Annotated in this window: 23 protein-coding genes and 1 riboswitch; of the genes, 7 read left to right on the forward strand and 16 right to left on the reverse strand. The window is 55.6% G+C overall.

Going from position 1 to position 23013, the window contains the following annotated elements; translation table 11 throughout:
* Positions 1 to 116: 116 nt before the first annotated feature.
* The 5 genes from ACR0AY_RS08420 to glyA all read right to left on the reverse strand — a co-directional run bounded on the left by ACR0AY_RS08420 (position 117) and on the right by glyA (position 5617).
* Positions 117 to 539, reverse strand: a complete 423-nt coding sequence (locus tag ACR0AY_RS08420; protein ID WP_170393736.1) for a universal stress protein — start codon at positions 537 to 539, stop codon at positions 117 to 119.
* Between the two features lie 75 nt (positions 540 to 614).
* Complete coding sequence (locus tag ACR0AY_RS08425) at positions 615 to 1988, reverse strand: alanine/glycine:cation symporter family protein (RefSeq protein ID WP_170393738.1); 1374 nt, start codon at positions 1986 to 1988, stop codon at positions 615 to 617.
* Between the two features lie 25 nt (positions 1989 to 2013).
* Positions 2014 to 2958 carry a lipoyl synthase gene (gene lipA / locus ACR0AY_RS08430; protein WP_170511646.1) on the reverse strand — a complete coding sequence of 315 codons (945 nt, stop codon included), beginning with the start codon at positions 2956 to 2958 and terminating at the stop codon, positions 2014 to 2016.
* A gap of 14 nt (positions 2959 to 2972) precedes the next feature.
* The gene (gene lpdA / locus ACR0AY_RS08435; RefSeq protein WP_170511649.1) at positions 2973 to 4352 is read right to left on the reverse strand and encodes a dihydrolipoyl dehydrogenase; all 1380 of its coding nucleotides are present in this window, start codon (positions 4350 to 4352) and stop codon (positions 2973 to 2975) included.
* 11 nt (positions 4353 to 4363) lie between these two features.
* Entirely contained in the window at positions 4364 to 5617 is a 1254-nt protein-coding gene (glyA, locus tag ACR0AY_RS08440; protein WP_170465569.1) for a serine hydroxymethyltransferase, read from the reverse strand.
* Between the two features lie 147 nt (positions 5618 to 5764).
* Between glyA and ACR0AY_RS08445 the strand changes: the two genes are divergently transcribed.
* From ACR0AY_RS08445 to ACR0AY_RS08460, 4 genes are all read left to right on the forward strand, one after another.
* Positions 5765 to 6367: a helix-turn-helix domain-containing protein gene (locus tag ACR0AY_RS08445; RefSeq protein WP_170393747.1), complete on the forward strand. Its 603-nt coding sequence runs from the start codon at positions 5765 to 5767 to the stop codon at positions 6365 to 6367.
* Between the two features lie 62 nt (positions 6368 to 6429).
* On the forward strand, positions 6430 to 7389 hold the full coding sequence (locus ACR0AY_RS08450) for a dihydrodipicolinate synthase family protein (RefSeq protein WP_170511652.1): 960 nt from the start codon (positions 6430 to 6432) through the stop codon (positions 7387 to 7389).
* Positions 7380 to 8312, forward strand: coding sequence for a 4-hydroxyproline epimerase (locus ACR0AY_RS08455; RefSeq protein WP_170511654.1), 933 nt, complete (start codon positions 7380 to 7382; stop codon positions 8310 to 8312). The genes ACR0AY_RS08450 and ACR0AY_RS08455 overlap by 10 nt, the downstream gene beginning before the upstream one ends.
* Complete coding sequence (locus ACR0AY_RS08460) at positions 8309 to 8827, forward strand: putative molybdenum carrier protein (RefSeq protein ID WP_170511656.1); 519 nt, start codon at positions 8309 to 8311, stop codon at positions 8825 to 8827. Before ACR0AY_RS08455 ends, ACR0AY_RS08460 begins: the two co-directional genes overlap by 4 nt.
* Here the strand turns inward: ACR0AY_RS08460 and ACR0AY_RS08465 are convergent.
* From ACR0AY_RS08465 to thiB, 3 genes are read right to left on the reverse strand one after another with little or no spacing between them, the layout of a single operon-like run.
* Positions 8815 to 9507 (reverse strand): ATP-binding cassette domain-containing protein, encoded by a 693-nt coding sequence (locus tag ACR0AY_RS08465; protein WP_170511658.1) that lies wholly within the window; start codon positions 9505 to 9507, stop codon positions 8815 to 8817. The two genes, ACR0AY_RS08460 and ACR0AY_RS08465, sit on opposite strands and share 13 nt — an antisense overlap.
* Positions 9494 to 11041: a thiamine/thiamine pyrophosphate ABC transporter permease ThiP gene (locus ACR0AY_RS08470; protein ID WP_170511660.1), complete on the reverse strand. Its 1548-nt coding sequence runs from the start codon at positions 11039 to 11041 to the stop codon at positions 9494 to 9496. The genes ACR0AY_RS08465 and ACR0AY_RS08470 overlap by 14 nt, the downstream gene beginning before the upstream one ends.
* Complete coding sequence (thiB, locus tag ACR0AY_RS08475; protein ID WP_170511662.1) at positions 11017 to 11997, reverse strand: thiamine ABC transporter substrate binding subunit; 981 nt, start codon at positions 11995 to 11997, stop codon at positions 11017 to 11019. Before thiB ends, ACR0AY_RS08470 begins: the two co-directional genes overlap by 25 nt.
* Positions 11998 to 12029: 32 nt before the next feature.
* A riboswitch (TPP riboswitch) is annotated at positions 12030 to 12135 on the reverse strand.
* A gap of 179 nt (positions 12136 to 12314) precedes the next feature.
* Here thiB and ACR0AY_RS08480 point away from each other — a divergent pair.
* Together ACR0AY_RS08480 and ACR0AY_RS08485 are read left to right on the forward strand one after the other, a co-directional pair.
* Positions 12315 to 12545 (forward strand): type II toxin-antitoxin system CcdA family antitoxin, encoded by a 231-nt coding sequence (locus tag ACR0AY_RS08480; RefSeq protein WP_170511663.1) that lies wholly within the window; start codon positions 12315 to 12317, stop codon positions 12543 to 12545.
* Entirely contained in the window at positions 12545 to 12844 is a 300-nt protein-coding gene (locus ACR0AY_RS08485) for a CcdB family protein (protein WP_170511665.1), read from the forward strand. Before ACR0AY_RS08480 ends, ACR0AY_RS08485 begins: the two co-directional genes overlap by 1 nt.
* 70 nt (positions 12845 to 12914) lie before the next feature.
* Here the strand turns inward: ACR0AY_RS08485 and ACR0AY_RS08490 are convergent, their stop codons facing one another.
* The 4 genes from ACR0AY_RS08490 to ACR0AY_RS08505 all read right to left on the reverse strand — a co-directional run bounded on the left by ACR0AY_RS08490 (position 12915) and on the right by ACR0AY_RS08505 (position 16425).
* Complete coding sequence (locus ACR0AY_RS08490) at positions 12915 to 13325, reverse strand: universal stress protein (protein ID WP_170511668.1); 411 nt, start codon at positions 13323 to 13325, stop codon at positions 12915 to 12917.
* Between the two features lie 13 nt (positions 13326 to 13338).
* On the reverse strand, positions 13339 to 14646 hold the full coding sequence (locus ACR0AY_RS08495) for a TRAP transporter large permease (protein WP_170393768.1): 1308 nt from the start codon (positions 14644 to 14646) through the stop codon (positions 13339 to 13341).
* Between the two features lie 160 nt (positions 14647 to 14806).
* Positions 14807 to 15856 carry a TRAP transporter substrate-binding protein DctP gene (locus ACR0AY_RS08500; protein WP_170511670.1) on the reverse strand — a complete coding sequence of 350 codons (1050 nt, stop codon included), beginning with the start codon at positions 15854 to 15856 and terminating at the stop codon, positions 14807 to 14809.
* A gap of 68 nt (positions 15857 to 15924) precedes the next feature.
* Positions 15925 to 16425, reverse strand: a complete 501-nt coding sequence (locus ACR0AY_RS08505; protein WP_170393772.1) for a TRAP transporter small permease subunit — start codon at positions 16423 to 16425, stop codon at positions 15925 to 15927.
* 616 nt (positions 16426 to 17041) lie between these two features.
* Between ACR0AY_RS08505 and ACR0AY_RS08510 the strand changes: the two genes are divergently transcribed.
* On the forward strand, positions 17042 to 18523 hold the full coding sequence (locus tag ACR0AY_RS08510; RefSeq protein WP_170393774.1) for an aminotransferase-like domain-containing protein: 1482 nt from the start codon (positions 17042 to 17044) through the stop codon (positions 18521 to 18523).
* Positions 18524 to 18833: 310 nt separating this feature from the next.
* Here the strand turns inward: ACR0AY_RS08510 and ACR0AY_RS08515 are convergent, their stop codons facing one another.
* The 4 genes from ACR0AY_RS08515 to ACR0AY_RS08530 form a co-directional block, all read right to left on the reverse strand.
* Positions 18834 to 20108 (reverse strand): hypothetical protein, encoded by a 1275-nt coding sequence (locus ACR0AY_RS08515; protein WP_170406931.1) that lies wholly within the window; start codon positions 20106 to 20108, stop codon positions 18834 to 18836.
* A gap of 46 nt (positions 20109 to 20154) precedes the next feature.
* Positions 20155 to 20397: a hypothetical protein gene (locus ACR0AY_RS08520; RefSeq protein WP_170393778.1), complete on the reverse strand. Its 243-nt coding sequence runs from the start codon at positions 20395 to 20397 to the stop codon at positions 20155 to 20157.
* A gap of 146 nt (positions 20398 to 20543) precedes the next feature.
* A complete protein-coding gene (locus tag ACR0AY_RS08525) occupies positions 20544 to 21782 on the reverse strand; it encodes an AGE family epimerase/isomerase (protein ID WP_480454002.1) in 1239 nt (412 codons plus the stop codon).
* A 161-nt stretch (positions 21783 to 21943) separates the two neighbouring features.
* Positions 21944 to 22975, reverse strand: coding sequence for a putative sulfate exporter family transporter (locus tag ACR0AY_RS08530; RefSeq protein WP_170422527.1), 1032 nt, complete (start codon positions 22973 to 22975; stop codon positions 21944 to 21946).
* Between the last annotated feature and the right edge of the window lie 38 nt (positions 22976 to 23013).

The raw sequence follows: 23013 nt of genomic DNA on the forward strand, positions 1-23013 counted from the left end.
ACGGATACTGAACAGGCATCTCCCAACCCGCAAAATCAACCAACTTACCCCCCAACTCAACATGCAAAGCGTGAAGAGGCGTGCGTTTTAATTCGGTCATCAGACTAACCTTTCAATCAGCGGGACTGGTCGCGAACAACCGTGACGGTGCAATGCGCGTTGCGCACGACACGGGCCAGGTTCGGGCCAATCTCGTAGTTCGGAAAATCGCCTTTGGTCGAAGCCATGACGATCAGATCAAAGCCCTCTTTGTAGGCGAGCTTCAGTATCTCACGATAGACGCTGCCTTCTTCGATATGGATCGCCACATCAGATGCACCGTTGTGATCCAGTATGGCCTGCACCGCATTGCGCACGTGGTCTTTTGCGCCTGCGCCATAGTTGGCGGGCAGGTTCGGCAACTGGATGATCTCAGGAATGACAGCAATCGCGTGCAATTCGGCACCGTAGAACTTTGCTTGTTCTTGTGCGAGCGGCAGGGCGTTCTTCCACGAACGGTCGTCGGTGTGATCAATCGGCAGCAGGATTTTCGTGGCCATCACGTCTCTCCTCGAGAAATGGAATTCTGTTTGAAGCCGGGGGGCCGGGATGGCCCCCCGTATTTTCATCCGAGATTATTCGGCGGGTGTGCCGCCTGGCTCTTCGGACTTGCCGCCCGAAGCGAAGAACTCTTTCGTCAGTTTGAAGACGATCGGGCTCAGCAGCGCCAGGGCGATCAGGTTCGGAATGGCCATCATCGCGTTCAGCGTATCGGCCAGCAGCCAGATGAAGCCCAGATCCGCTGTTGCGCCAAAATAGATCATGACGATCCACAGGACGCGGTAGGGCATCAGGGATTTCACGCCTAGCAGAAACTCAACACATTTCTCGCCATAGAAGGACCAGCCCAGAATGGTGGTAAAGGCAAAGATCGACAGAGCGATGGCGATGAGATACCCACCGATACCCGGCAGCGACAGTTCGAACGCGTGACTGGTTAGTGCTGCACCGGATTCACCCGATGTCCACGCACCCGACGAGATGATCGCCAGACCGGTGATGGTGCAGACGATGATTGTGTCGATGAACGTACCCAGCATCGCGATCAGGCCCTGGTTGACCGGACCTTTGGTCTCGGCTGCGGCGTGTGCGATCGGAGCGGAACCCAGACCGGCTTCGTTCGAGAAAACACCACGTGCCACACCAAAGCGGATCGCGGCCCAAACGGCAGCACCCGCGAAACCACCTTCGGCGGCCGACGGGGTGAAGGCGTAGGTGAAAACAAGCGACAGAGCGGAGCCGATGTTACCGATGTTGATCAGTAGAACCAGCAGGCCTGCGACGATGTAGGCAATCGCCATGAACGGAACCAGTTTACCTGCAACCGCACCGATGCGGGTGATTCCGCCCAGGATCACGGCCGCGGTCAGAACCATCAGGACAACGCCGGTAACCGAAGTGTTCAGGCCGAAGTTCGACTCCAGAACCTGTGCAACACCATTGGCCTGTACGCCGTTGCCGATGCCGAACGCCGCGATTGCGCCGAACAGAGCAAATGCAACACCCAGCCAGGCCCATTTCGCGCCGAGGCCATTTTTGATGTAGTACATCGGGCCGCCGACATAGTTACCAAGCTCGTCTTTTTCGCGGTATTTCACCGCGCAGACAGCTTCGGCATATTTAGTGGCCATGCCCACCAGGGCGGTCATCCACATCCAGAACAAGGCACCCGGACCGCCCAGGAAGACAGCAGTGGCCACACCAGCGATGTTGCCCGTACCGATAGTCGCAGATAGCGAGGTCATCAGCGCGTTGAACGGGCTGATCTGGCCCTCGCCCTGACCTTCGCGGCCTTTGAACAGCAGGCTGAAGCCCGTGCCAATGCGCAGGATCGGCATGAACTTCAGGCCGACCTGCAGGAAGAAGCCAACGCCGAGAATGAGAACCAGCATCAGCGGCCCCCACACGACGCCATTGATGGCCCCTACGATTGAATTTAACGCTTCCATGGTTTCCCTCCCATTTGCGTTAGGTTTATGCCCTGTTCGCCAAAGCCCGCTGGCGGGCCTGCTTGAGGGCGGCAAAGTCTTCGTCCGCGTGGAACGATGATCGGGTCAGCGGCGTTGCCGACACGTGCAAAAAGCCCTTGGAACGCGCGATCTGTTCCAGTTGGGCAAAATCTTCCGGTGTCCAGAACCGGTCAATCGGATGGTGTTTAGGGGTCGGTTGCAGATATTGGCCGACGGTCAGGAAATCGACATTGGCCGCGCGCAGGTCGTCCATGACCTGACGGACATCGTTCAGACTTTCGCCAAGCCCGACCATCAGGCCAGATTTGGTAAAAAGCTCCGGGTTCGCGCGTTTGGCATCATCCAGCAGACGCAGCGAGGTGTAATAGCGTGCACCCGGTCGCACAGTTGGATAAAGGTGCGGCACAGTTTCCAGATTGTGGTTGAAAACGTCTGGCGCCGCTTCAAATACGATCTCTGACGCAGTGCCTTTTCCAAGAAAATCGGGTGTCAGAACCTCGACAGTCGTACCGGCGTTCTGATGGCGCACGGCACGGATGGTCTGAGCGATATGCTCGGCCCCACCATCTGCCAGATCATCGCGATCGACCGAGGTGATCACCACATGACGCAGGCCCAGTTTCTTGACGGCGGCGGCGACTCGCCCGGGTTCAAACACATCCAGAGCATCCGGGCGACCCGTTGAGACATTGCAGAACGAACAACCCCGCGTACAGACCTCACCCATAATCATCATGGTCGCGTGACGCTTGGACCAGCATTCGCCGATATTGGGGCAGGCGGCTTCTTCGCAGACCGTCGCCAGATCATGCTCGCGCATGAGGCGTCGTGTTTCATAGTATTCAGCGCTGTCGCCCTTTTTCTTGCGAATCCACTTGGGCTTGCGCGGGATGACACTGTCGGCCTTTTTGGCTTTTTCCGGGTGGCGAGGACGAAGCTGGATGGTCATCTGGCTGGTCTCCCTTATGCGTGGATCGCGCGCCCCAGGGCGTCGAGGCAGGCTTCTTTGACGGCCTCGCCCATGGCCGGGTGCGCATGGCAGGTTGCAGCGACTTCGGACACCGTTGCGCCCTTTGTCATCGCCAGAACCAGTTCAGCGATCAGATCGCCGCCATGGGCTCCGCATATATGCGCACCCAGGATCTGGCCGTTCGGGTCTGCCAGAACCTTCACTGCACCGTCTGTTTCACCGGTCGAACGCGCGCGTGAGTTCGCCATGAAGGCGAATTTGCCGACCGAATACTCGGCACCGGATTCTTTCAGTGCTTCTTCGGTCAAACCAACCGAGGCGACTTCGGGGTCGGTGTACACCACGCCGGGGACGGTGTTGTAATCGACGTGGCCAGCTTCGCCTGCCAGCATCTCAACACAGGCGACACCATCTTCTTCGGCCTTGTGCGCCAGCATAGGTCCGGGAACGCAATCACCGATGGCGTAGATGCCCGGGACAGATGTCTGAAATGCGCCATCAACTTCAATGAAACCGCGTTGGTTCACGGCCACGCCCAGCTCTTCCAAGCCAAGGCCACGTGTGACTGGGCGGCGACCCACGGCGATCAACACCTTGTCGGCCTCGATCACTTCTTCTTTGTCCTTGCCGACGCGGTCCACAGTTAGTGTCAGACCAGTATCCGTTTTGTCGACGGATTTCAGTGCCCGGCCCAGCTGGAATTTCAGGCCACGTTTTGACAGCCCGCGTTGCGCCAGTTTGGCAATTTCACCATCCATGCCGGGCAGCACGCGGTCCAGATATTCGACGACCGTAACTTTAGCTCCGAGACGCGCCCAAACTTGCCCAAGTTCCAGTCCGATGACACCGGCACCGATCACCACCAGATGCTCGGGCACACTCTCCAGCGCAATCGCGCTCGTCGAACTGAGGATATCTTGCTCGTCAATCTCAATTCCTGGCAACGGAATAGGTTCGGAACCAGTGGCAATGAGGATGTTCTTGGCCTCATGAACTTCGTCACCTACCTTGACCTGACCAGCGGCCGGAATACTGGCCCACCCTTCGATCAGATCAACGCCGTTTTTCTTGAACAAAAACGCAATGCCCTTGGTCAGGTCGCCTACGATCTTGTCCTTGCGTCCCATCATTGCGGGCACATCGATGCTGGCCCCCTCGACCGCAATACCGTGGGAGGAGAGATGTGCAAGTTCGGCATATTTGGCCGAGGAGGTCAGCAACGCTTTGGAGGGTATGCACCCCACATTCAAACAGGTCCCGCCAAGCGCACTGCGGCCTTCAACGCAAGCGACTTTCAGGCCCAGCTGTGCCGCGCGGATCGCGGCGACATAGCCGCCCGGACCGCCCCCGATGACAATAAGATCGTAAGTCATTTGGTCTTCTTTCAGTAGATCGGGTGGCTTGCGCAGAGCGCGCGGACCTTTTCACGTGTTTCCTTTTCGACGGTCTCGTCACCGTCAGACGATTGTGCCAGCGCGTCGAGCACATCACCGATCATGTGGCCAATCTGTTTGAACTCTTCTGGTCCAAACCCACGGCTGCAGCCTGCGGCCGTACCAAGACGGATGCCGCTGGTGACAGTGGGCTTTTCGGGATCACCCGGAACGCTGTTTTTGTTGCAGGTGAAACCTGCACGCTCTAGCGCCGCTTCGGCGTCTTTGCCGGTTACGCCGACTGGGCGCAGATCAACCAGCATAAGGTGGTTTTCAGTGCCACCCGAAACGATGTCACACCCGCGCGCCATCATCACGTTGGCCAGGGCCGAGGCACTGTCGACAACGCGCTGCATATATTCTTTGAATTCAGGCTGCAGCGCTTCACCAAAGGCGACTGCCTTGCCTGCGATCACATGCATCAGGGGGCCGCCCTGCAGACCCGGGAAAACAGCCGAGTTGATCTTTTTTGCCAGCGCTTCATCGTTTGTAAGAATAATCCCACCGCGCGGACCGCGTAGCGTCTTGTGCGTAGTCGACGTAACAATGTGTGCGTGCCCGATGGGCGAGGGATGCAGGCCGGTCGCAACCAAGCCGGCGATGTGGGCCATGTCTGCCAGAAGCCATGCGCCAACTTCGTCGGCAATGGCGCGGAAGCGTGCGAAATCGATCTTTTGCGAATAGGCCGATGCGCCTGCAATGATCAGTTTGGGCTTTTCGGCTTTCGCCAATTCTTCAACCTGATCATAGTCAATCAGCCCGGCCTGGGTCAGGCCATATTGAACCGGACGGAACCACTTGCCGGACTGGGCAGGTTTTGCGCCATGGGTCAGGTGACCCCCAGCATCCAACGACATACCAAGAATCGTGTCCCCCGGGCTGAGTAGTGCCAGCTTAACCGCCCCGTTGGCTTGCGCGCCCGAGTGCGGCTGAACGTTTGCATATTCACAGCCAAACAGCTTCTTCAATCGGTCAATGGCTTCGGCCTCAACCTCATCCACATATTCACACCCGCCATAATAGCGGCGACCCGGATAGCCCTCGGCGTATTTGTTTGTAAGTACGGAACCCTGCGCATCGATCACTGCCTGAGAGACGATGTTCTCGGAAGCGATCAGTTCGATCTGTTCAGCTTGGCGTATGCCCTCGCGTGCGATCGATGCAGCGATGACGGGATCAGCCTCGGTGAGCGGTTTTGTGAACATGATCTCCTCCTGTAATCTCGTTTCCAGTGTACGAAATTTTGTTTCCTATAGTGGAATTAGTGTACGCAAGGCAACAAAAATTTCATCACAGTAAAGTTGTTTGGCTCGGGGGAAATGAGTAAGCTGTGATAAAACAAGGAGATTCCCATGTCTGAGGACAACCTGAAAGATGGTGCCGGACCGGAAGAACAGGACGAGGGGGCGGCTTTGGGTCGGTCGATCCGGGATGCACGCCGCGCAAAAGGCTGGACATTGGAGGAGGCCGGGCGCGAAGCGGGAATCGGTCGATCGACACTTTCAAAGATCGAAAACAACCAGACACGTCCAAGTTTCGAGATCGTGCGGCGGCTGACACAGGCCTTGGACATGAACACGCCACAGCTGTTCTTGCAGTCCGCCCAATCGGGAATTTCGGGGCGACGTGATTTTACGCCGAAAGGGCAAGGCGAGATAAGAAATACGCCGACCTACATGCACGAATTGCTGTGCTCGGACCTGACCAGTAAGCGAATGCTTCCTTATATCGCGACGATAAAAGCGCGTGACATATCAGAATATGAGAACTGGATCAGGCACACAGGCGAAGAATTCATGTACGTTATCAGTGGCGAGTTGATATTCGTATCCGAGCATTACCGCCCCTTACCGATGAAACCCGGAGATTCTCTGTACTACGATAGCGGTATGGGGCATGGCTGTATTTCTACGAGTAAGGAAGACGCCAGGGTCTTGTGGGTTTCGCTGGAATGACACGTTAGGCCACGGCGCTTTCGCGCAGAATACCAATACCAACCTGAGCAAACGGATATCTCATGGACCGGACTATTTTCACTGGAACTATGCCTGCCCTTATGACGCCGTGTAAGGCCGACAGGACACCTGACTTTGACGCGCTGGTCGAAAAGGGCAAAGAGATGATCGCGGCCGGCATGTCCGCTGTCGTCTATTGTGGCTCGATGGGGGATTGGCCGCTTCTGACGGATGCCCAACGGATGGAGGGCGTGGAACGGCTGGTCGACGCTGGCTTGCCGGTTGTCGTGGGGACGGGTGCCATCAACTCGAATTCCGCTGTGGCGCACGCAGCACATGCACAGAAGGTCGGCGCGGCAGGGTTGATGGTTATCCCTCGGGTTCTGTCACGAGGCTCATCGGTTGCCGCGCAAAAGAACCACTTCAAGGCTATTCTTTCTGCGGCAGCGGACGTGCCTGCGATCATCTACAACAGCCCTGTCTATGGGTTTGCCACCTGTGCGGATTTGTTTTTTGCACTGCGGGCCGAGCATCCGAATTTGGTTGGCTTTAAGGAGTTCGGGGGCAAGAGCGACCTGCGCTATGCCGCCGAACATATTACATCGCAGGACGATCAGGTCACTTTGATGGTAGGCGTCGATACTGAAGTCTACCATGGGTTTGTGAATTGCGGCGCCACCGGATCGATCACCGGGATAGGAACGGCGCTGCCCAAAGAGGCATTGTTGCTTGCGGCGCTTTCGAAAAAGGCAGCAGAGGGACATGCCGAAGCACGGTTGCGCGCGCGGGAGTTGGACGAGGCATTTGGCGTTCTGGCAAGTTTTGACGAAGGCACGGATCTTGTTCTTTACTACAAGCATCTTCTGGTGCTGAACGGCGAAGAGGAATACCGCCTGCATTTCAATGAAACCGACGTGTTATCTGACGCCCAGCGAAATTACTGCGAGCAACAGTACAACTTGTTTAAGTCGTGGTTTACCGATTGGGTTCGTCAGGGTGGGGTCATTGCGGAATGCATGTGATTGACAGCCATACCGGTGGAATGCCCACACGGGTCATTCTGGACGGGGGGCCTGATTTGGGTTCAGGATCACTGGCTGAACGCGCCAAGCGACTGGCAACGGAACATGAGCGGTTCTACAAGTCTGTTCTACTGGAGCCACGCGGCCAGCCCGGCATGGTCGGGGCGCTCCTTGTCGAACCGGTCAGTGCTGATTGCAAAGCGGGCGTGATCTACTTTGACGCGGATGCGGTACTGGGCATGTGCGGCCATGGGACGATCGGGTTGGGCGTAACATTGGCGCGTCTTGGACAGATCGAGGTTGGCGCGCACCGAATCGAAACTCCGGTAGGTGAGGTTAAGATTGATCTGCTGGACGCCAACACCGTGCAGGTCACCAACATTGAAAGCCGCCGCGTACATCAGTCCGTGACGGTCGAGACTGCAGAGTATGGTCCCGTCACCGGCGATGTCGCTTATGGCGGCAATTGGTTCTTCATTGTCGAGCCAAGCCCGATCCCGGTTGCGCCTGAGAACATTCGCCCGCTGACCGACATGGCTATCGCAATTCGCGAAGCCTGCATTGCGCAAGAAGTTGGTGGCGAAAATGGCGAGCCGGTTGATCATGTGATCTTTCAGGGCACCTCACCGAATGCAGGTATCCATAGCAGAAACTTTGTTCTGTGCCCCGACGATGACTATGACCGTTCGCCATGCGGCACCGGCAGCTCGGCCCGGCTGGCCTGCCTCGCGGCCAGTCGGCGCTTGTCCGCTGGGGAAGAAATCGTTCAGGAAAGCATCATCGGAAGTTCGTACAGGCTGTCCTATCAGCCGGGGCAGGGCGGGGGCATTGTCCCTCAGCTAACTGGCCAGGCGCATGTGATGGCAGAGGGTAAGCTTTTCTTTGCGCAGAATGATCCGTTTCAATTTGGTATTGCGCGTTGACGCAGGGAGACGAGCAAGACGGAATCCCATTCGGGCGTCGTGTTCAGAAAATCGTATCAGGTGGACAAACCGGCGTAGACACTGCCGCATTGGAGTTTGCCCGCGCAAATGGCATCCCCTATGGCGGCTGGGTGCCGAAGGGTCGAACGAATGAGGATGGGTTGATTCCTGCGCATCTCAGCGGGCTTGTTGAAACGAAGTCTGAAGATGTCGCTGAACGGACAAGGCTCAACGTCTTTGCCAGTGACGCCACGCTTGTTTTTATCGACGCGTCAGACAGTCCCGGCACGCGGAAAACGGTTGAGTTTGCAGTTGATGCTGAAAAACCGCATCTGGTGGTGGATATAAGAAAAGGAAAGGCCGATTGCGCGCAACAGATACGTGCTTGGCTTAGCGCCAACCCTGTAACTGTTCTGAACATTGCAGGCCCGCGCGCTTCGGAGGCCCCCGAGATTGGTCCGCGTGTGCACGAGGTGCTGGACGCTTGTCTGGATCAGTTCATTCAGCCCAAGTAATCGCGCAGCGCTGGCGGAGGATTGTTGAAGAGTGTCTCAGTCTCAGCAGGTGGATAGGCGATTTGATCCGCAACCAATACGGTTTGGTCGGTTATCCGAAGCGCATCCCGTGGGTCGTGGCTGACCATAAGCAGGGTGGTTTTGGTCTCGGCGACTAATTCAGCGACCAGATCGAGCATCTCAGTTTTCAAGGCAGGCCCGAGCGCTGCAAAAGGTTCGTCGAGCAATAACACCTGACGCTTTTGCACAAGGATCCTCGCCAGCGCCACGCGGCTTTGCTGACCACCTGACAATTCGGCGGGTTTTCTGGCCGCCATTCCCTGCAGGCCAACGCGGCAGAGGGCCGATTGAATGTGGTGTTGGTCGTCTGCGGTCAAACCTCCATTGGGCCTTAGGCCCAGGGCGACATTCTGTTCGGCGCTCAGGTGAGGAAACAGGTTTCCGTCTTGAAATAGCATTGCGATCGGTCGACTGCCTGGTGATAATGTCGATAGGTCATGATCCTTCCATTGGATGTGCCCACTTCTCAGGTCTCGAAAACCCGCGATAGTTTCAAGAAGTGTTGATTTTCCTGCCCCCGACGGACCGATGATCGCAACGCTGGATCCGGCTTTGACCTCAAAGTCAGCGCTTAATTGGAAATTGCCATTTGCAATGATGCAATTGTCAAGCTTCAGCATGCCAGCGACCCCCTCGATCCAGAACCCAGAAAACACCCATCGATAGTATAAGCAGCAGCAGCGCGCCTCCTGCTGCGGCCTGCATCTGGTATGCGCCCATGAGTCGATAAATCTGCAGAGGCAACGTCGCGATCTGCGCATCCGCAAACAGAGCGATCACGCCCAGATCACCCATCGAAAGTGCTGCGGTCAGGCCCGCGGCAAAGCCAATTTGGGGCCGCAGGCGAGGAAGCATGACACGCAGGAAAAAGGACCAGTTGTTCATGTTCAGGGCCAACGCCAACCGCCCGTGCCGTTCCAACACATCGCGCGCTGCGGGAACCAAAATTCGAAGGGCGAAGGGCAAGGCCATGACCGCGTTCACAAGCGCGGTTACCGGCAACGCAAGAGTTGTAGGATTGGCCAGCGGGCGGATCAGAATAAAGAGACCCGTACCAATGACCAAGGGCGAGGCGGCGAGGCCAAGAAGTCCGCCAAGTTCGACGATGCCGAATCGGCCTGTCGCGACGGCTGTCGCCATGGGCAGTGCCAGCAGTAATAGGAGCATGGTACTGGCGGCGGCAACACAGATTGAAATTATTGCGGCACGGAACACCAAAACCGGCATCTCAAACAGCCCAGCGATACCCGAAATCGTGACGGATGCCAGAGGTAGCAGCAGGAACGCGGCGGCGATGATAATCCAAAACGCATCCAGCAGTGGTCCTCGGCCATCCCAGCGCCTGATCTCACGATTCAGGCCGGTACCGAACCCGTCGCCGCGCGAGAACTTTAAGGCTCCCAACGCAGCCGCTGCAGTCAGGACAAGTTGCAAAGCGGATAGTAAGGCGGCGCGCCCTAAGTCAAAATCATATGTAAAGGCCTGATAGATCGCGAGTTCAATCGTGGTGGCGCGCGGCCCTCCACCCAGCGTCAGGGCAACTGCAAAACTGGTCAGGCAAATGGCGAAGATCACGGCCAGCACTCCGGGCAGAATGCGGCGTAGCATTGGCAGTTCGATCAAACGGAACATTGCCATTCCTTCGCACCCAAGTTGGGCCGCTAGCCGGAAACGCTCGGCAGGGATCTCCTGCCAACCCTGCAAGATCAGGCGTGTTGCCAGAGGTAGATTGAAAAATACGTGGGCCAGAACGACACCGTGCAGCCCATAGATTCGAATGGGCGGCAGACCGAAATAGCCCAACGCGTCCGAGATCCATCCTGCCCGGCCAAAGACCTGAAGCAATCCCAGAATGGCGACGATCACCGGCAGGATGAAAGGTGCGCCCAACAGCGTGATAAGGACGCGCCTACCGGTGAACCGGCGGCGGGCCAGCGCGCGGGCGACCGGAATAGCCAGACCGGCGCTGAACATTGCAGAGAGCGTCGCCTGGAGCAGGGTAAAGCGTAAGGCAGCCCAGTCGGCGGGACCAAACCCGCCGCCTGCATCTGCCCGCACCGCCACCATGAACAACGTGCCCAATATCAGTGCGGCAACGATGGCCGCCGCACTGACACCGGGGAGTGGGTTTACTGGCTGAGTGCGCCCAACCATTCCGAAAGCGCCTGTTCCCGCGCGATGGCGGCTTGGTCCTGATCAAACAGCAGAGACTTCTGAGGGATCGTTAGAGTTTCAAAACCTTCGGGCAGACCGGAAGATGGGGTTACGGCCGGGTACATCCAGTTGGTTGTTGGAATGATCGTCTGAAACGCGTCAGACACCATGAAGTTCAGAAACTGATCTGCCAGCTCGGGCTGATCGGAATTGGCCAGCTTGGCCGCAACCTCGACCTGCATATAATGGCCTTCGTCAAAGGCTGCTGCTGCTTTGCTGGCATCTTCCTCGGCAATCAGGTGATAGGCTGGCGAGGTCGTATAGCTTAGAACCAAGTCGGCCTCACCTTCAAGGAACAAGCCATATGACTCGGACCAGCCCTTGGTAACCGTCACGATATTGTCAGCAAGGTCAGCCCAGATTTCTTGGGCTTCATCGCCATACGCGGCCTTGACCCACAGCAGAAGACCCAGCCCCGGCGTCGATGAACGCGGATCCTGAATGATGATCTTGATGTCACTATCTGCCAACTCGCGGAAGCTGTTAGGAGCGGCAAAATCTGCATTGTGAACAAATGCAAAGTAACCCCAGTCGTAGGGGGCAAAAACTGTGTCGGTCCACTCGATGGGCAGAGCATACTCGGCAGTGACTGAATGAGGTGCAAACAGGCCGGTTTCTTTAGCTGCCGATATCAAGTTGGTATCCAAACCCAATACAATATCGGCGTCGCTGTTTTCGCCTTCCAGCCGAATGCGTGACAGCAGTGCCGCGCCATCTTCGACGCCGACAAGGTTCAGGTCGCATTCGCATTGCGCTTCAAACGCCTCTTCGACCTTCGGGCCGGGGCCCCAGTCCGAAACGAAGCTGTCGTAAGTATATACGGTCAACGTGGGCTTATCGGCTGCCACAGCCGAAGTCGCAGTCAGTATTCCCGCAGCAATTGCCAGATGTTTCATATCATCCTCCAATGCGGCGAGAGGGTAAGGATGGATGAAACCTGTACCTTTCCCTCCGCCGGTTCTAGCCGGTTCAGGTTCAACGGGTTTGCCAATTGGCATCTCAGCGCGGTCTTTAGCGCACCCCGAGGTAGGGTCGTGATTAGGGGGATGAGAGGACGATTTCAACCGAAATCGTTAGGTTCTCGTTCAATAAGCATTGAATGAAATACCATAAGAACGAGCCACGAAGCCAGAGAAGTCCTTTAGGAGATATGCGCATATTTGACGCGCATATAGTATATTGATATTCTCGGGCACATGGAGGCTAAGACAGAATGAACGCTCAACCACGCAAACCGACCAATCTATCACTTGATAGCGCTTTGCTCACCGAGGCCAGAGCGCTGAACGTGAACCTGTCGCGTGCCGCCGAAGAAGGAGTGCGTGCCGCCGTTGCCGCTGCGAAGGCCGCGCAGTGGAAGGCTGAAAATGCCGAAGCGCTGCAAAGCTCAAATTCATATGTTGAACAACACGGGTTGCCCTTGGACGGCTTTCGCCAGTTCTGATGCCGAAATACGATGTATTACCCAATCCATCCGGCGATGGCTATCTTCTGGATGTGCAAACCGATCTTTTGAGCGATCTGAATACCCGCATAGTGGTGCCGCTTTTGCCAAAAGCACATGCGCCGAAACCAGCGACCCGCCTCAACCCTGAGTTCCTGATAGATGGTGAGCAGGTTGTAATGGTGACCCAGTTCATGGCTGCTGTTCCTGTGGGACTCCTCAAATCACCAGTGGGTCATCTGAAAGATGATTTCGAGCAGATCACCGTGGCTGTAGACATGCTGATGCAAGGGTTCTGAACGACAATAGCTGGCCTCATTGGCCAGCCACTTTGCGCGCATAACACCTGTCAGGTGTTATGCTTCTGCTCTACTTGTCGCGCAGTACCACGACACTGCAATGTGCATGACGGACCACACGTGCAGCCGTTGAACCGATCAGATAGTCCGAAAGGCCCGGTTGGTGTGACGCAACCACTATGCAGTCTACTTTATGTTCCTCGGCCCAATCCAGAATGGAATTTGTTGGATGACCTGTAACAACATGAGTGCCGATCTTCGGAGACTCCATCGATGCGTTCAGTTTGTCCTCAAAATCAGAAACACTTTTCTGAACCTGCTCAGGTGGAAAGTACGACCCGATATACGAAGGTAGTTCTTCGAGAACGGACAGCACCGATACTGTCCCGCCATCCAACAGCAAGCGGCTTGCGGCATCCAGAGATTTGGCACAATCGTTGATGTGATCAGGGGCGACTGGAACGAGGATATGGTTATACATCTGTACCTCCGGATTATTTCAGGATGTTGGGCAACCAGGTGGCGATCTGCGGGAAGATGAAGATCAGGGTCAGGCCAACGAACTGGAGTGCCACAAACGGGCCAACCGAATTGTAGACATCCCCCATGCTGACATCTTTGGGCAGAACCCCTTTGATCCAGAACAGTACAAAACCGAACGGAGGTGTCAGGTAAGCGATTTGGATGTTCACGATGAACAGCGCGCCAAACCACAGCTTGTCGATCCCCAATTCGTCGATAATCGGGATGAACAGTGGTGTGCACAGCATGATGATGGCCCAATCATCCATCACCATACCCAGGACGAGGATGATCAGCATCATCATCAGCAGGATGCCGGTTGCACCGCCGGGCATGGAAAGAACCAGATTGGTCAGCAGGTCCTGGCTGCCAAGCGTGTTGAACACATTAAGATAGACGGTGGCACCAATCAGAATCCAAAGCCCCATACCGCTGAGCTTCAAGGTGGACACCAACGATTCCCTCAGCACCTCCCAGGTCAGTTTGCCGTAGATCAAGTTGATGACAAAGGCGCCTGCGGCACCAAATGCGGCAGCTTCCGCCGGCGTCGCGATACCGCCCCAGATGACGCCCAGAACGATGATGATGAGTAAGGCAAACGGCCAGATGCTGAGAACGGCGGTCAGTTTTTCGGTGCGGGTGAATTTCTGATCGGCGGGCAGGGCGGGGCCCAGCTCGGGCTGGATTTTACAACGTACGCCGATGTAGATCGTGTAGAACGTGGCCAGCATCAGGCCGGGCAGCAACCCCGCCATGAACAGGTCACCGATCGAAACCTTGGCCAGCAATCCATAGAAGATGAACGGAACGCTTGGTGGGATCAGCGCACCCAATGCACCGCCTGCCGCGATACAACCGATCGCGATACGGCGATCATATTTGTAGCGCATCATCGAAGGATAGGCGATCTGACCCATCGTGGTGGTCGCCGGTGGTGTGATGCCGGTGATTGCAGCAAAAACAGTACAGACCTGAACTGTACCCATCGCGAGACCACCATGAATGTGGCCGATCAGCTTGTAAACGGCGTCATAGGCCGTTTCGGCTATCCCCGAAAATCTTATGAGTGAGCCCATGAACAAGAACAATGGCACTGTGACCAGTACCGAATTCCAAGGCGTTGAATAGAATGCACTGGGCACGGACAACAGCGCGCGAGGTTCGAAAACCAGGGCAAATAGAACCGCTGTTCCGCCCAAGCCGAACGCAACCGGCAGCCCCATGAAAAGGATCCCAAACAGTATTAAGAAATACAGCGCTGTAATTAGTTCGAGGCTCATGATCTTTAGTTTCCCTACCTAGTGGCCGTTCGCGCGGTCTTTGCCGGGTTGCGTGTCAGCAGTGCTTTTAACACTGACATGCGCCCGTCTGGTCCGCTGGCCCGACGATCGGGCCAGCGAAAGAGTTTTAGCTATATTGGAAAGATGACATTGCGCGGGATTATTGCGCGTTCGCCTTGTCTTCCAGGAACCTCTTGAAGATTTCCACGCCTTTGGCGTTGCCCTCGGATGCGGCTGCAACCTGCGGCCAAACTTCGGCAATGGATTTCTCGCGCATACGAGCAACTTCTTCATCGCTCAGCTCGATTACTTCACCACCGGCATCGCGTAGGATTTGAAGCGCTTCTTCGACACCTTCCGCATGCATGCGGCTGGTTTCGAAATAGGTTTCTTCGAAAACACCGTTGATCTTTTCGCGCTGCCAGTCGGTCAGGGCGTTCCAGCTCTGCAGGTTGATGAAGATCTCCTGGTGCTGAGCAGGGTTCCAGCCGGGCATAATCGCATAGTCAATAACTTCCTGGAACGACATGTCATCGATGCCGCCTGTATCCCAGTAGGTGCCTTCGATGGTGCCCAGTTTGATTGCGGTGTAAATCTCACCACCGTTCATCGAGACCGGCGCGCCGCCCATGGTCGAGTGGAAGATGGCCTGGGGTCCACCGGCGCGCATCTTGCGGCCTTCCAGATCTTCCAGTTTTTCGACACGGAACTTGGTGAACATTGCGTTCGGTCCCTGGTTGGTCCAGCCTGCCCATTGCAGGTTCCGCGCGTTGGCGGCCTCTTGCACGATGTCACCAACGCGGTAGTCGGGGTTGCCCCACATCACTTCCCACGCTTCTTCGGTGTTGTCGGCGCCCATGGCCATGCCAAACGCCAGCATACCTTCGGGCATGTCGCCACCATAGACTGAACCCCAGCCCGCGTAGCCATCGGTCAGACCAGCCGCCGCTGCGCCAAAGGCCTCTGCACCACTGACCAGCGCCCCTGCGGGCTCAACACGGATTTTGACGGTGCCTTCAGTCGCTTTTTCAACTGCTTCAACCCATGGGATCAGACCGTTGTCCCAGCCGGCATCGGTTTGGTCAAATGCGGGCTGGAAGGTCCACTCGGTCACTTCATCCGGCGGCCCATCTTGTGCTACGGCAATGCTTGCGGTCAAGGCTATGGCGCCTGCCCACATGGTTGTGTGCACAAACCTGTTTGGTTTCATGTTAATTCCTCCTCGTTAGTGGATCAGTCTATTTTCGTTTGTATTTGCAGGCGCCCAGGCCAGCGTGCCTAACTGCGCCCGAAGATCGTTTGCAGATCGCGGAGCAAGTGTTTCAGGACCACCAAGAGAACCATTGCACCGCTGAGTGGGATCGCAAATTTGATCGGATAAATCGGGATCGGAATGGATGTGGGGGTCTTCTGATTAAGCATCAGAGACAGCGATGCGGCTTCGTAACCCTTCCAGATCAATGCGACCAGAAACAGGATTGCAATCGGTGCCGTCAGGACATCCAAAATCGCCTTTGACCGCTTGCTGGCGTTTGCATAAAACAGGTCGAGTTTGACGAAACTGTCATGCTGCAACGCATAGACGCCGCCGGTGCAAGCCAACAACACCATCGCAGCTTGCAATGTGGTGCCGATCCACTGGGAGGGCGCGTTCAGTACATAGCGCATGAATACGTCCGACACGCCAAAAGCCATGCAATACAAGATGAGAAACCAGCCGATGCGGCCCATGACTTCTGAGATTGCGCTTGTCAGCTTTTCCAGACCGCGCATCAGCATGCCAACCTCGTTGTGTTTTTCATGGATCTGGTTCTCCCTCAAAAAATCTGTGCGCTGAATTGATGTACCGGACCCTTCGCGTCGGGGTTCGGACGGACATCAGAGAAACGTCTGCTGAATCGCTGTTCACAGAGTCGACGCATATCCCACTCCTGCAAAACCATGCGAATGGTCTCCCTCCCTAGTCGCATCGAACGGCCCGGGTGATCCCTAATTTCGACATGGAACTTCCCGGATCGCTACAGCAAACGCGAAGGAGTTCGACTGAGAAAGATACAGTTGTTTGTAATAATGGGTACAGATTTCATCGCGCCAAGTGACTGTTCGATGCCGCGATTCAGTCCCGCGCGTTAAGATGTTACAAGTTCAACAATGGCAGCGCAGGTTGCTTAAGCACATCTCTGGTCTGTATAAGTACTTTAAAAACATAGCGTTGGCTGAAGTCTCTTTTTTGAGTTATCATCAACCCGCTTTTAGTAAGAGCGCTATTGCTTTCAGCATTGCCAGTACAGAATTGGGGAATTTAGCGTCGTTTCCACTTTGCATGGAGCACTTGAAAACATGGTTACAGTTTGCAAATCGCGTCGCAGAATTTGCGACTAGAGCCCGACAGGACATGACACAACGGTTGAGCATCGACAAAACTCAGTCCAGCGGTTTGCGAGATCAGATCGTCTCGCAGATTTCACGACTCATTTTTGAAGGTTTGATGCCGTCTGGACTAAAGCTTGCCTCATGTCGGGGGTTGGCGCGGGATCTCGATGTTTCGATCAATACGGTCGTCGCGGCTTATCGAAAGCTTGAAGAAGAGCAACTGATCGAGGCCCGGCCCCGCTCGGGTTATTATGTCTGCTCTGACGTGGGGATTCGCACGGACGGTGATGCGATTGGGCGAACCAGCACCAGACAACGCACATCGATTGGCCAGAAACTGAACAAACTGCGCCGCACCGAAGAGATCGAAACCATCCAGCGCCCGAATGACTGGTATAAGTACGACTATCCGTTTGTGTGCAACCAAATCGATGATGGCGCATTCCCGGTTGCGGATTGGCGCGAATGCACTCGGTTGGCCATGAATCGAAAGCACCTGAAAATCTGGTCTGCGGACGGGCTGTACGAGGATTGCTTTGAACTTATCGAGCAGGTCCGGCAGCGCATCCTGCCCCGTCGCGGTATTTTTGAACCCAGCGATTCAATCCTGATCACATTGGGTTCGCAAAACGGGTTATTTATCACCAGCCTGTTGTTCGGCGGGCGCGATAAAACTGCGGTTATGGAGGATCCGGGATATCCGGATGCACGCAAGATCCTTCAGGCAAATTTTGGGAATGTAAGGTTTCAACCCATTGATAGCGAGGGTCTGATCGTCGATGAACGTCTGCGCGAGGCTGACCTGGTATTCGTAACCCCCAATCGCCAGCACCCAACCACCGTTACGATGTCCGAGCGCCGCCGCAAGGCCTTGCTGCAGGCCGCTGAAGAGTATGATTTTTACATCGTCGAAGACGATTACGAATGCGATGTGGATTACCGGCATTCTACTTTGCTGCCGCTGCGCAGTCTGGATGACACGGATCGACTGATCTATTTGGGCAGCCTTTCCAAAGGTCTTTCACCAGGTTTGCGCCTGGGGTATCTGGCGGCTGCGCCAGAATTTATTGACGCCGCGCGCGATTGCCGGGGAATGATGATGCGCCATCCGCCGATGATTCTTCAGCACACTGCTGCCGCGTTTATTAACTTGGGGTACTATGATGGCTTGTTGCGCAGGGTTCGCCAGAATTATGAGCTGCGCTGGCATCTGGCTGATACGACGATCCGTGAAAAGCTACCCCATTTCCTGAAAACGGGCGAATTTGGCGGAACGGTTTTTGTGCTTTCTGATCCCGAGGCCCGGTTGGATGCCATGACGATATGTCAAGCCGCCCTAAAACGCGGTGTTATTGTGGAGCCGATCGGGCCCTGTTTTTCAAATAAAACCGCAGGGAGATACCACTTTCGTCTTGGCGTCTCGTCAATCCAACCCGGTTCTATCCGAAAAGGGATTGAGCTGTTGTCCGAAGTGATTTCAGACCTACGCGCAACAAATTCGTAATGTCCCAGGGCGGGATGCAAACCAACAGTCCGCAAGCTTAAAAAGATTGATCGATGGTTCAATCTCCGACAGCTGAGTTTTCCCCCCACAGCATACGTGATACCAGGCTGGCTAGAAGGCTCAGGACGTACCAAGTCAACAGAAAGCCGACGCATTCCAGGGCGAATGACCCCCATTTGTAGAATAGGTCAGCAATAACAAAGGCGATAAGTAGCCAGGGGGCTTCCTGCCGCAAGAATGACTTTACGCCTTGTGATTTAATCGCTCTGTGCATGATGTAGATCCCTGAATTATAAATGGTTATAATGTTTTAGACGATAACGGGCGGATGGCGACGTGGTGCGTCATAGCGCTGCTGTGCGAACCAGGTCATGGTTGGTTCGATGTCAGTTTGGGTGTTCCCGCCCTGCAGCGTGTACCCGGCTGCCAGCCAGGTGAAGCCATCATCGGCAACCTCGGCACAGTTGGTGTAGTCGCCCCATTTTCCCAGACCCGGAGTGTCGGTGCCACGTCGAGCGAGGGCCAGCCGCCAAGTCAAATCGATATCGTCGTATGAGCCAACAACATGGCTCGGATGCAAATTCCCACCACCCGCAAAGACCGAAAGCCCTACATCACCAACCCGGTTTACAGCTGTTGAGGGGTAGGCGAACGCGATCTGACTGTTCCAGATATCCGGTTCGTCAATCAATGACATGGTTGCTTCGTCAATGCGGACGGTCCTGACGAAAGGGAGTGGCCTGTTGGTCTGACGATTAGCTGTCCACATAAAGCCCAGAACGCCGCGTCCCAGCCAACCAGCCATAATGCGTGGATCAGTGCGCGACATCCAGTCGCCACCGGTGGTCTGCGCGGAATAATTGCCTGCGGACCAAGGCGTGACATCGATGTCGAATTCATCTACGTCCGAGGCGTTCTCGGCCCATCTGAATACGCGGATCTGCGAGTTCGTGTTGTGGCTGGCAAAGTACATCGCGCCGCGTGCGCCTTGTACGCAGCGCAGAGAGAAGTTGTCTTCTGTTTCGAATATGTCGAATGATAGCGTTGCCGCGGTCGCCAGTTCGTCCAGTGAAATCCGCAGAATGACCGAGCGGGTAAACTGGTTAGCCCCGGCCGAGAACACATTGGTGCCCGCATACATATAGTTTTCGGACAACGAAACGTGATTATAGTCGAACCACTCATTGTTCCACGCGGGATCAAGCCCGGCGGGGGTGAAATCCCAAATGTTCCATGTGTCGTTCCCCAAGGTGCGCCCTTGTTTGACCGCAACCCGCAGTGTGTTGGTGCCCCCCTGTTCGATATATTGAAGCAGCCAGATAAGCAGATCCCGGCTTGGGTCGTAAATCGTGGTCTGGTCACAGCAAAACCCCCCGTCAACAGGTGGGAACAAGGTGAAAGGACTCATGTGAGACCAGCTTTGGCCGCCGTCCAGTGACCGACTTGCATACCAGTTGCCAGTGGCCAGAATCTGGCCTCCATTGCTGGAAACTGTCGGCTCGCCCACAGTAGAGGTTTGGCCGTTAGTATCGAAATCCGTAAGGTTTATTGTGTTGAAAATCCTTGGCTGATGGGTCGAGGGCATAGCAGCCTCCGTAATCTATTCATGTCAAAAAAATGTGCTTAATTGATTAGTAATCCAGTTCCGTCGGATCAGCGTCATTGCCGGATTGATCCGAATTATCTTCTTCCAAAGCAGGCCCGCCCTTTTTGCGAGTTTTTGAGACGCGCTCATCGCGTTCGCTCAGCATTTGCGGGGTCATGAGGCCTGACGCCCCGGCCCGTTCGCTCAGGGCGGAATGGGCCGATGGTTGTGGTCTCACCTCAAGTGTGCCCTTTCGGGTCGTTCGCTTTCCACGTGCTTGATTTGCCATTCAACTCTCCTATCCGTTCGTCAAGAAACGCATCCGAATTCGCAGGTCGTCGGATGGTGTTGAATGCACTATACATAGCAGATTTGCCCCGACTCTTCAATTGAGCCGGCTCGATGCGGGTCTCGCTCTGCTTGAATTCGCGCGCGTTAAAGCGGCACCATCCGAGATAAGCGCCCCGATAGCGGGAACAGGCAAGCCTGCAATGAATGATAGATATCCGGTTTGCCGTCAAAGATGGATGTCACGATGTCACCGGATTCATCCACCGCCGGGAACCAGCCGCCATGTTGGTGATCCACGAACGTTTCATTCGCAAAGGTCCAGAGTTTTCTGTACCAAATTTCATCCTCTTGCCTTTTATCCAGTGCGATCAGGGCTCCAACCGCACCAATGGCTTCAGCTACTGGCCACCAGAACCGCGACGCATTTGCGACCCGACCCCCAAAATCCAGCGTATATGCCATGCCGCCGCCGGGCAGCCACGCATCCTTGAGGGCCTGCGCAATCAATCGTCGCGATGACTCGGGCGCGCCCGAGTTTGGTCGGCCTGATAAATCCCAATGCTGCAGCTGAAGTCGCCCAAGCTCGAACGAATGGCCCGGGGTCGTGCCTGCGGGACGGAACATCGGGTCACCGGCATAGCCCCGGTCAATCTGCCAATCTGAGGTGAAATGCTCGGGCAAGCGCCAGTTTTCAGCAGGTGCGATCCGGCCGATAAAGAAATCCAGAATACGACCGGCGCGGGTAAGATAGATTTCGTCGCCTGTCGCCTCAAAAGCTGCAAGCAGTGCCTCAACTCCGTGCATATTCGCGTTCATTCCGCGATATGTGGAAAACGGCGTCCAATCGCGGTTCCATTCGTCGCGGAACAACCCGGTCTCATCATCCCAGAAATGTGTATCAAGGATATCCCGGACTTCGGTCAGCAGTTTGTCAGCTTCCGGGTGCCCTATCTGTTTTGCGCTTGAGGCAGCGAGCAGAACAAAGACATGCCCGTAGGCAAGTTTGCGATCATCCTTGATGTTGTCGCCATCCAAAGCCCAAAGGTAACCGGTGTGATCCCGGTCTTTGTGGTGGCTGTTGAGGTAGGCCATACCGTGATCGATGATCCGCTCTGCGCCTTGAAATTCAATCAGATGCCCCAGAGCGTAAGAATGCACTAGGCGTGTAGTCGTGTGCAGTTCCTGCAATGTGTTTGGCAGCGGGCTGCCATCATGGTCGAGGATGAAAAATCCTGGCTCGGTCCGACAACTTGCGCTGAAAAACGCCAACTGTTGCATAGCCTGATCTTTCAACCACGTGCGGTGTTCAGATGAATCAAGCCAAAAGCCCGGTTCGGAACGTGGGCCGGGTGGCAGAGGCAAGGTGTTGTCCATATTCTTCATCTCGCTTGAGGAATCATTCGGAATCGAACGAAAAAGCGCTGCAAAGCGCCAGTCGCCAATGAACCAAACACCGCGCACGAAGGCAATCGGCAAACCCGCACCGGACTGTCAGGGGTTGCCGTTCAGCCGTCGCAGTTGGCGGAAAACTCTTGGTAACTGCTTCAGGTTAATAGGTTAATCCCGGCCAGAATTACCACGGCGATGAACAACGTCTCCACTATGATGAGGGCGATTGCGGCTGCACCGACTGACAGGATCTGTTTAAGGTTTGTCTTCATCCCAACAGCTGCGATCGCAACAAGCAACAACCATCGAGAGCATTGGCTTAGAAATTCTGAAATCGCTGGCGGGATCACTCCGAATGAGGATGCCGCAGCGAGAACCAGAAATCCTAACACGAATCCCGGCAACAGCGGTGGACGTTTCCCGTCTTCGTCCATTTCAGCAAAGCCACGAATAATCAGTGAAGCGACCAAAACCACCGGTGCCAGCATCGCCACGCGGAACAATTTGACCAGCGTCGCTGTATCTCCGGTTTGTTCCGAGATCGAAAATCCCGCGCCGACAACCTGAGCCACATCATGGATGGTGCCACCCAGAAACACACCGCCCGCAATATCGTTCATCCCTAATGAGCGTACTAGGATCGGATAGGCGATCATGGCGATGGTGGACAAAACGGTCACGCCCATGACCGTAAAAATCAGACGCTCTTCCGAGCGTTCGTCCTTGGGCAGGATTGCACTGATCGCCATTGCCGCCGATGCACCGCAAATTGCAACCGAACCGGCGGTCAGAAAGGCAAAGCGCCATTTGTGGCCAAAAAAACGAGCTACGGACAGGCCAAAACCTATGGTCAACAGCACTCCGACGATCACAAGGGCAATCAGGTCCCAGCCCAGACCCAGCATCAGGGTCATCGACACGCGCACACCCAGCAAGGCCACGCCAAGGCGCAGAAGTGTGCGTGCGGCGAATCCGATCCCCTCAACGGTTTTTCCTTCTTCGCCCAGAAAGCTGACCGCAATCCCCAAAAGAAGGGCAAGCAGCATGGCCGGGGTAGCATAATGCTCGGACAGGAACTTGGCGGCGACGGCAACGGTTACGGCAATCATGACGCCGGGAAAGAGCGTGCGAACACGCTCCTTGCTCCGCTCGGTGAGGGATAGGGCTGAGGGATCGGCGGACGCCATAACGGATGGTCCTTTGTTTGTAATGAATGGGTCGCGGG

The sequence above is a fragment of the Ruegeria sp. A5 genome (genome assembly GCF_056543005.1).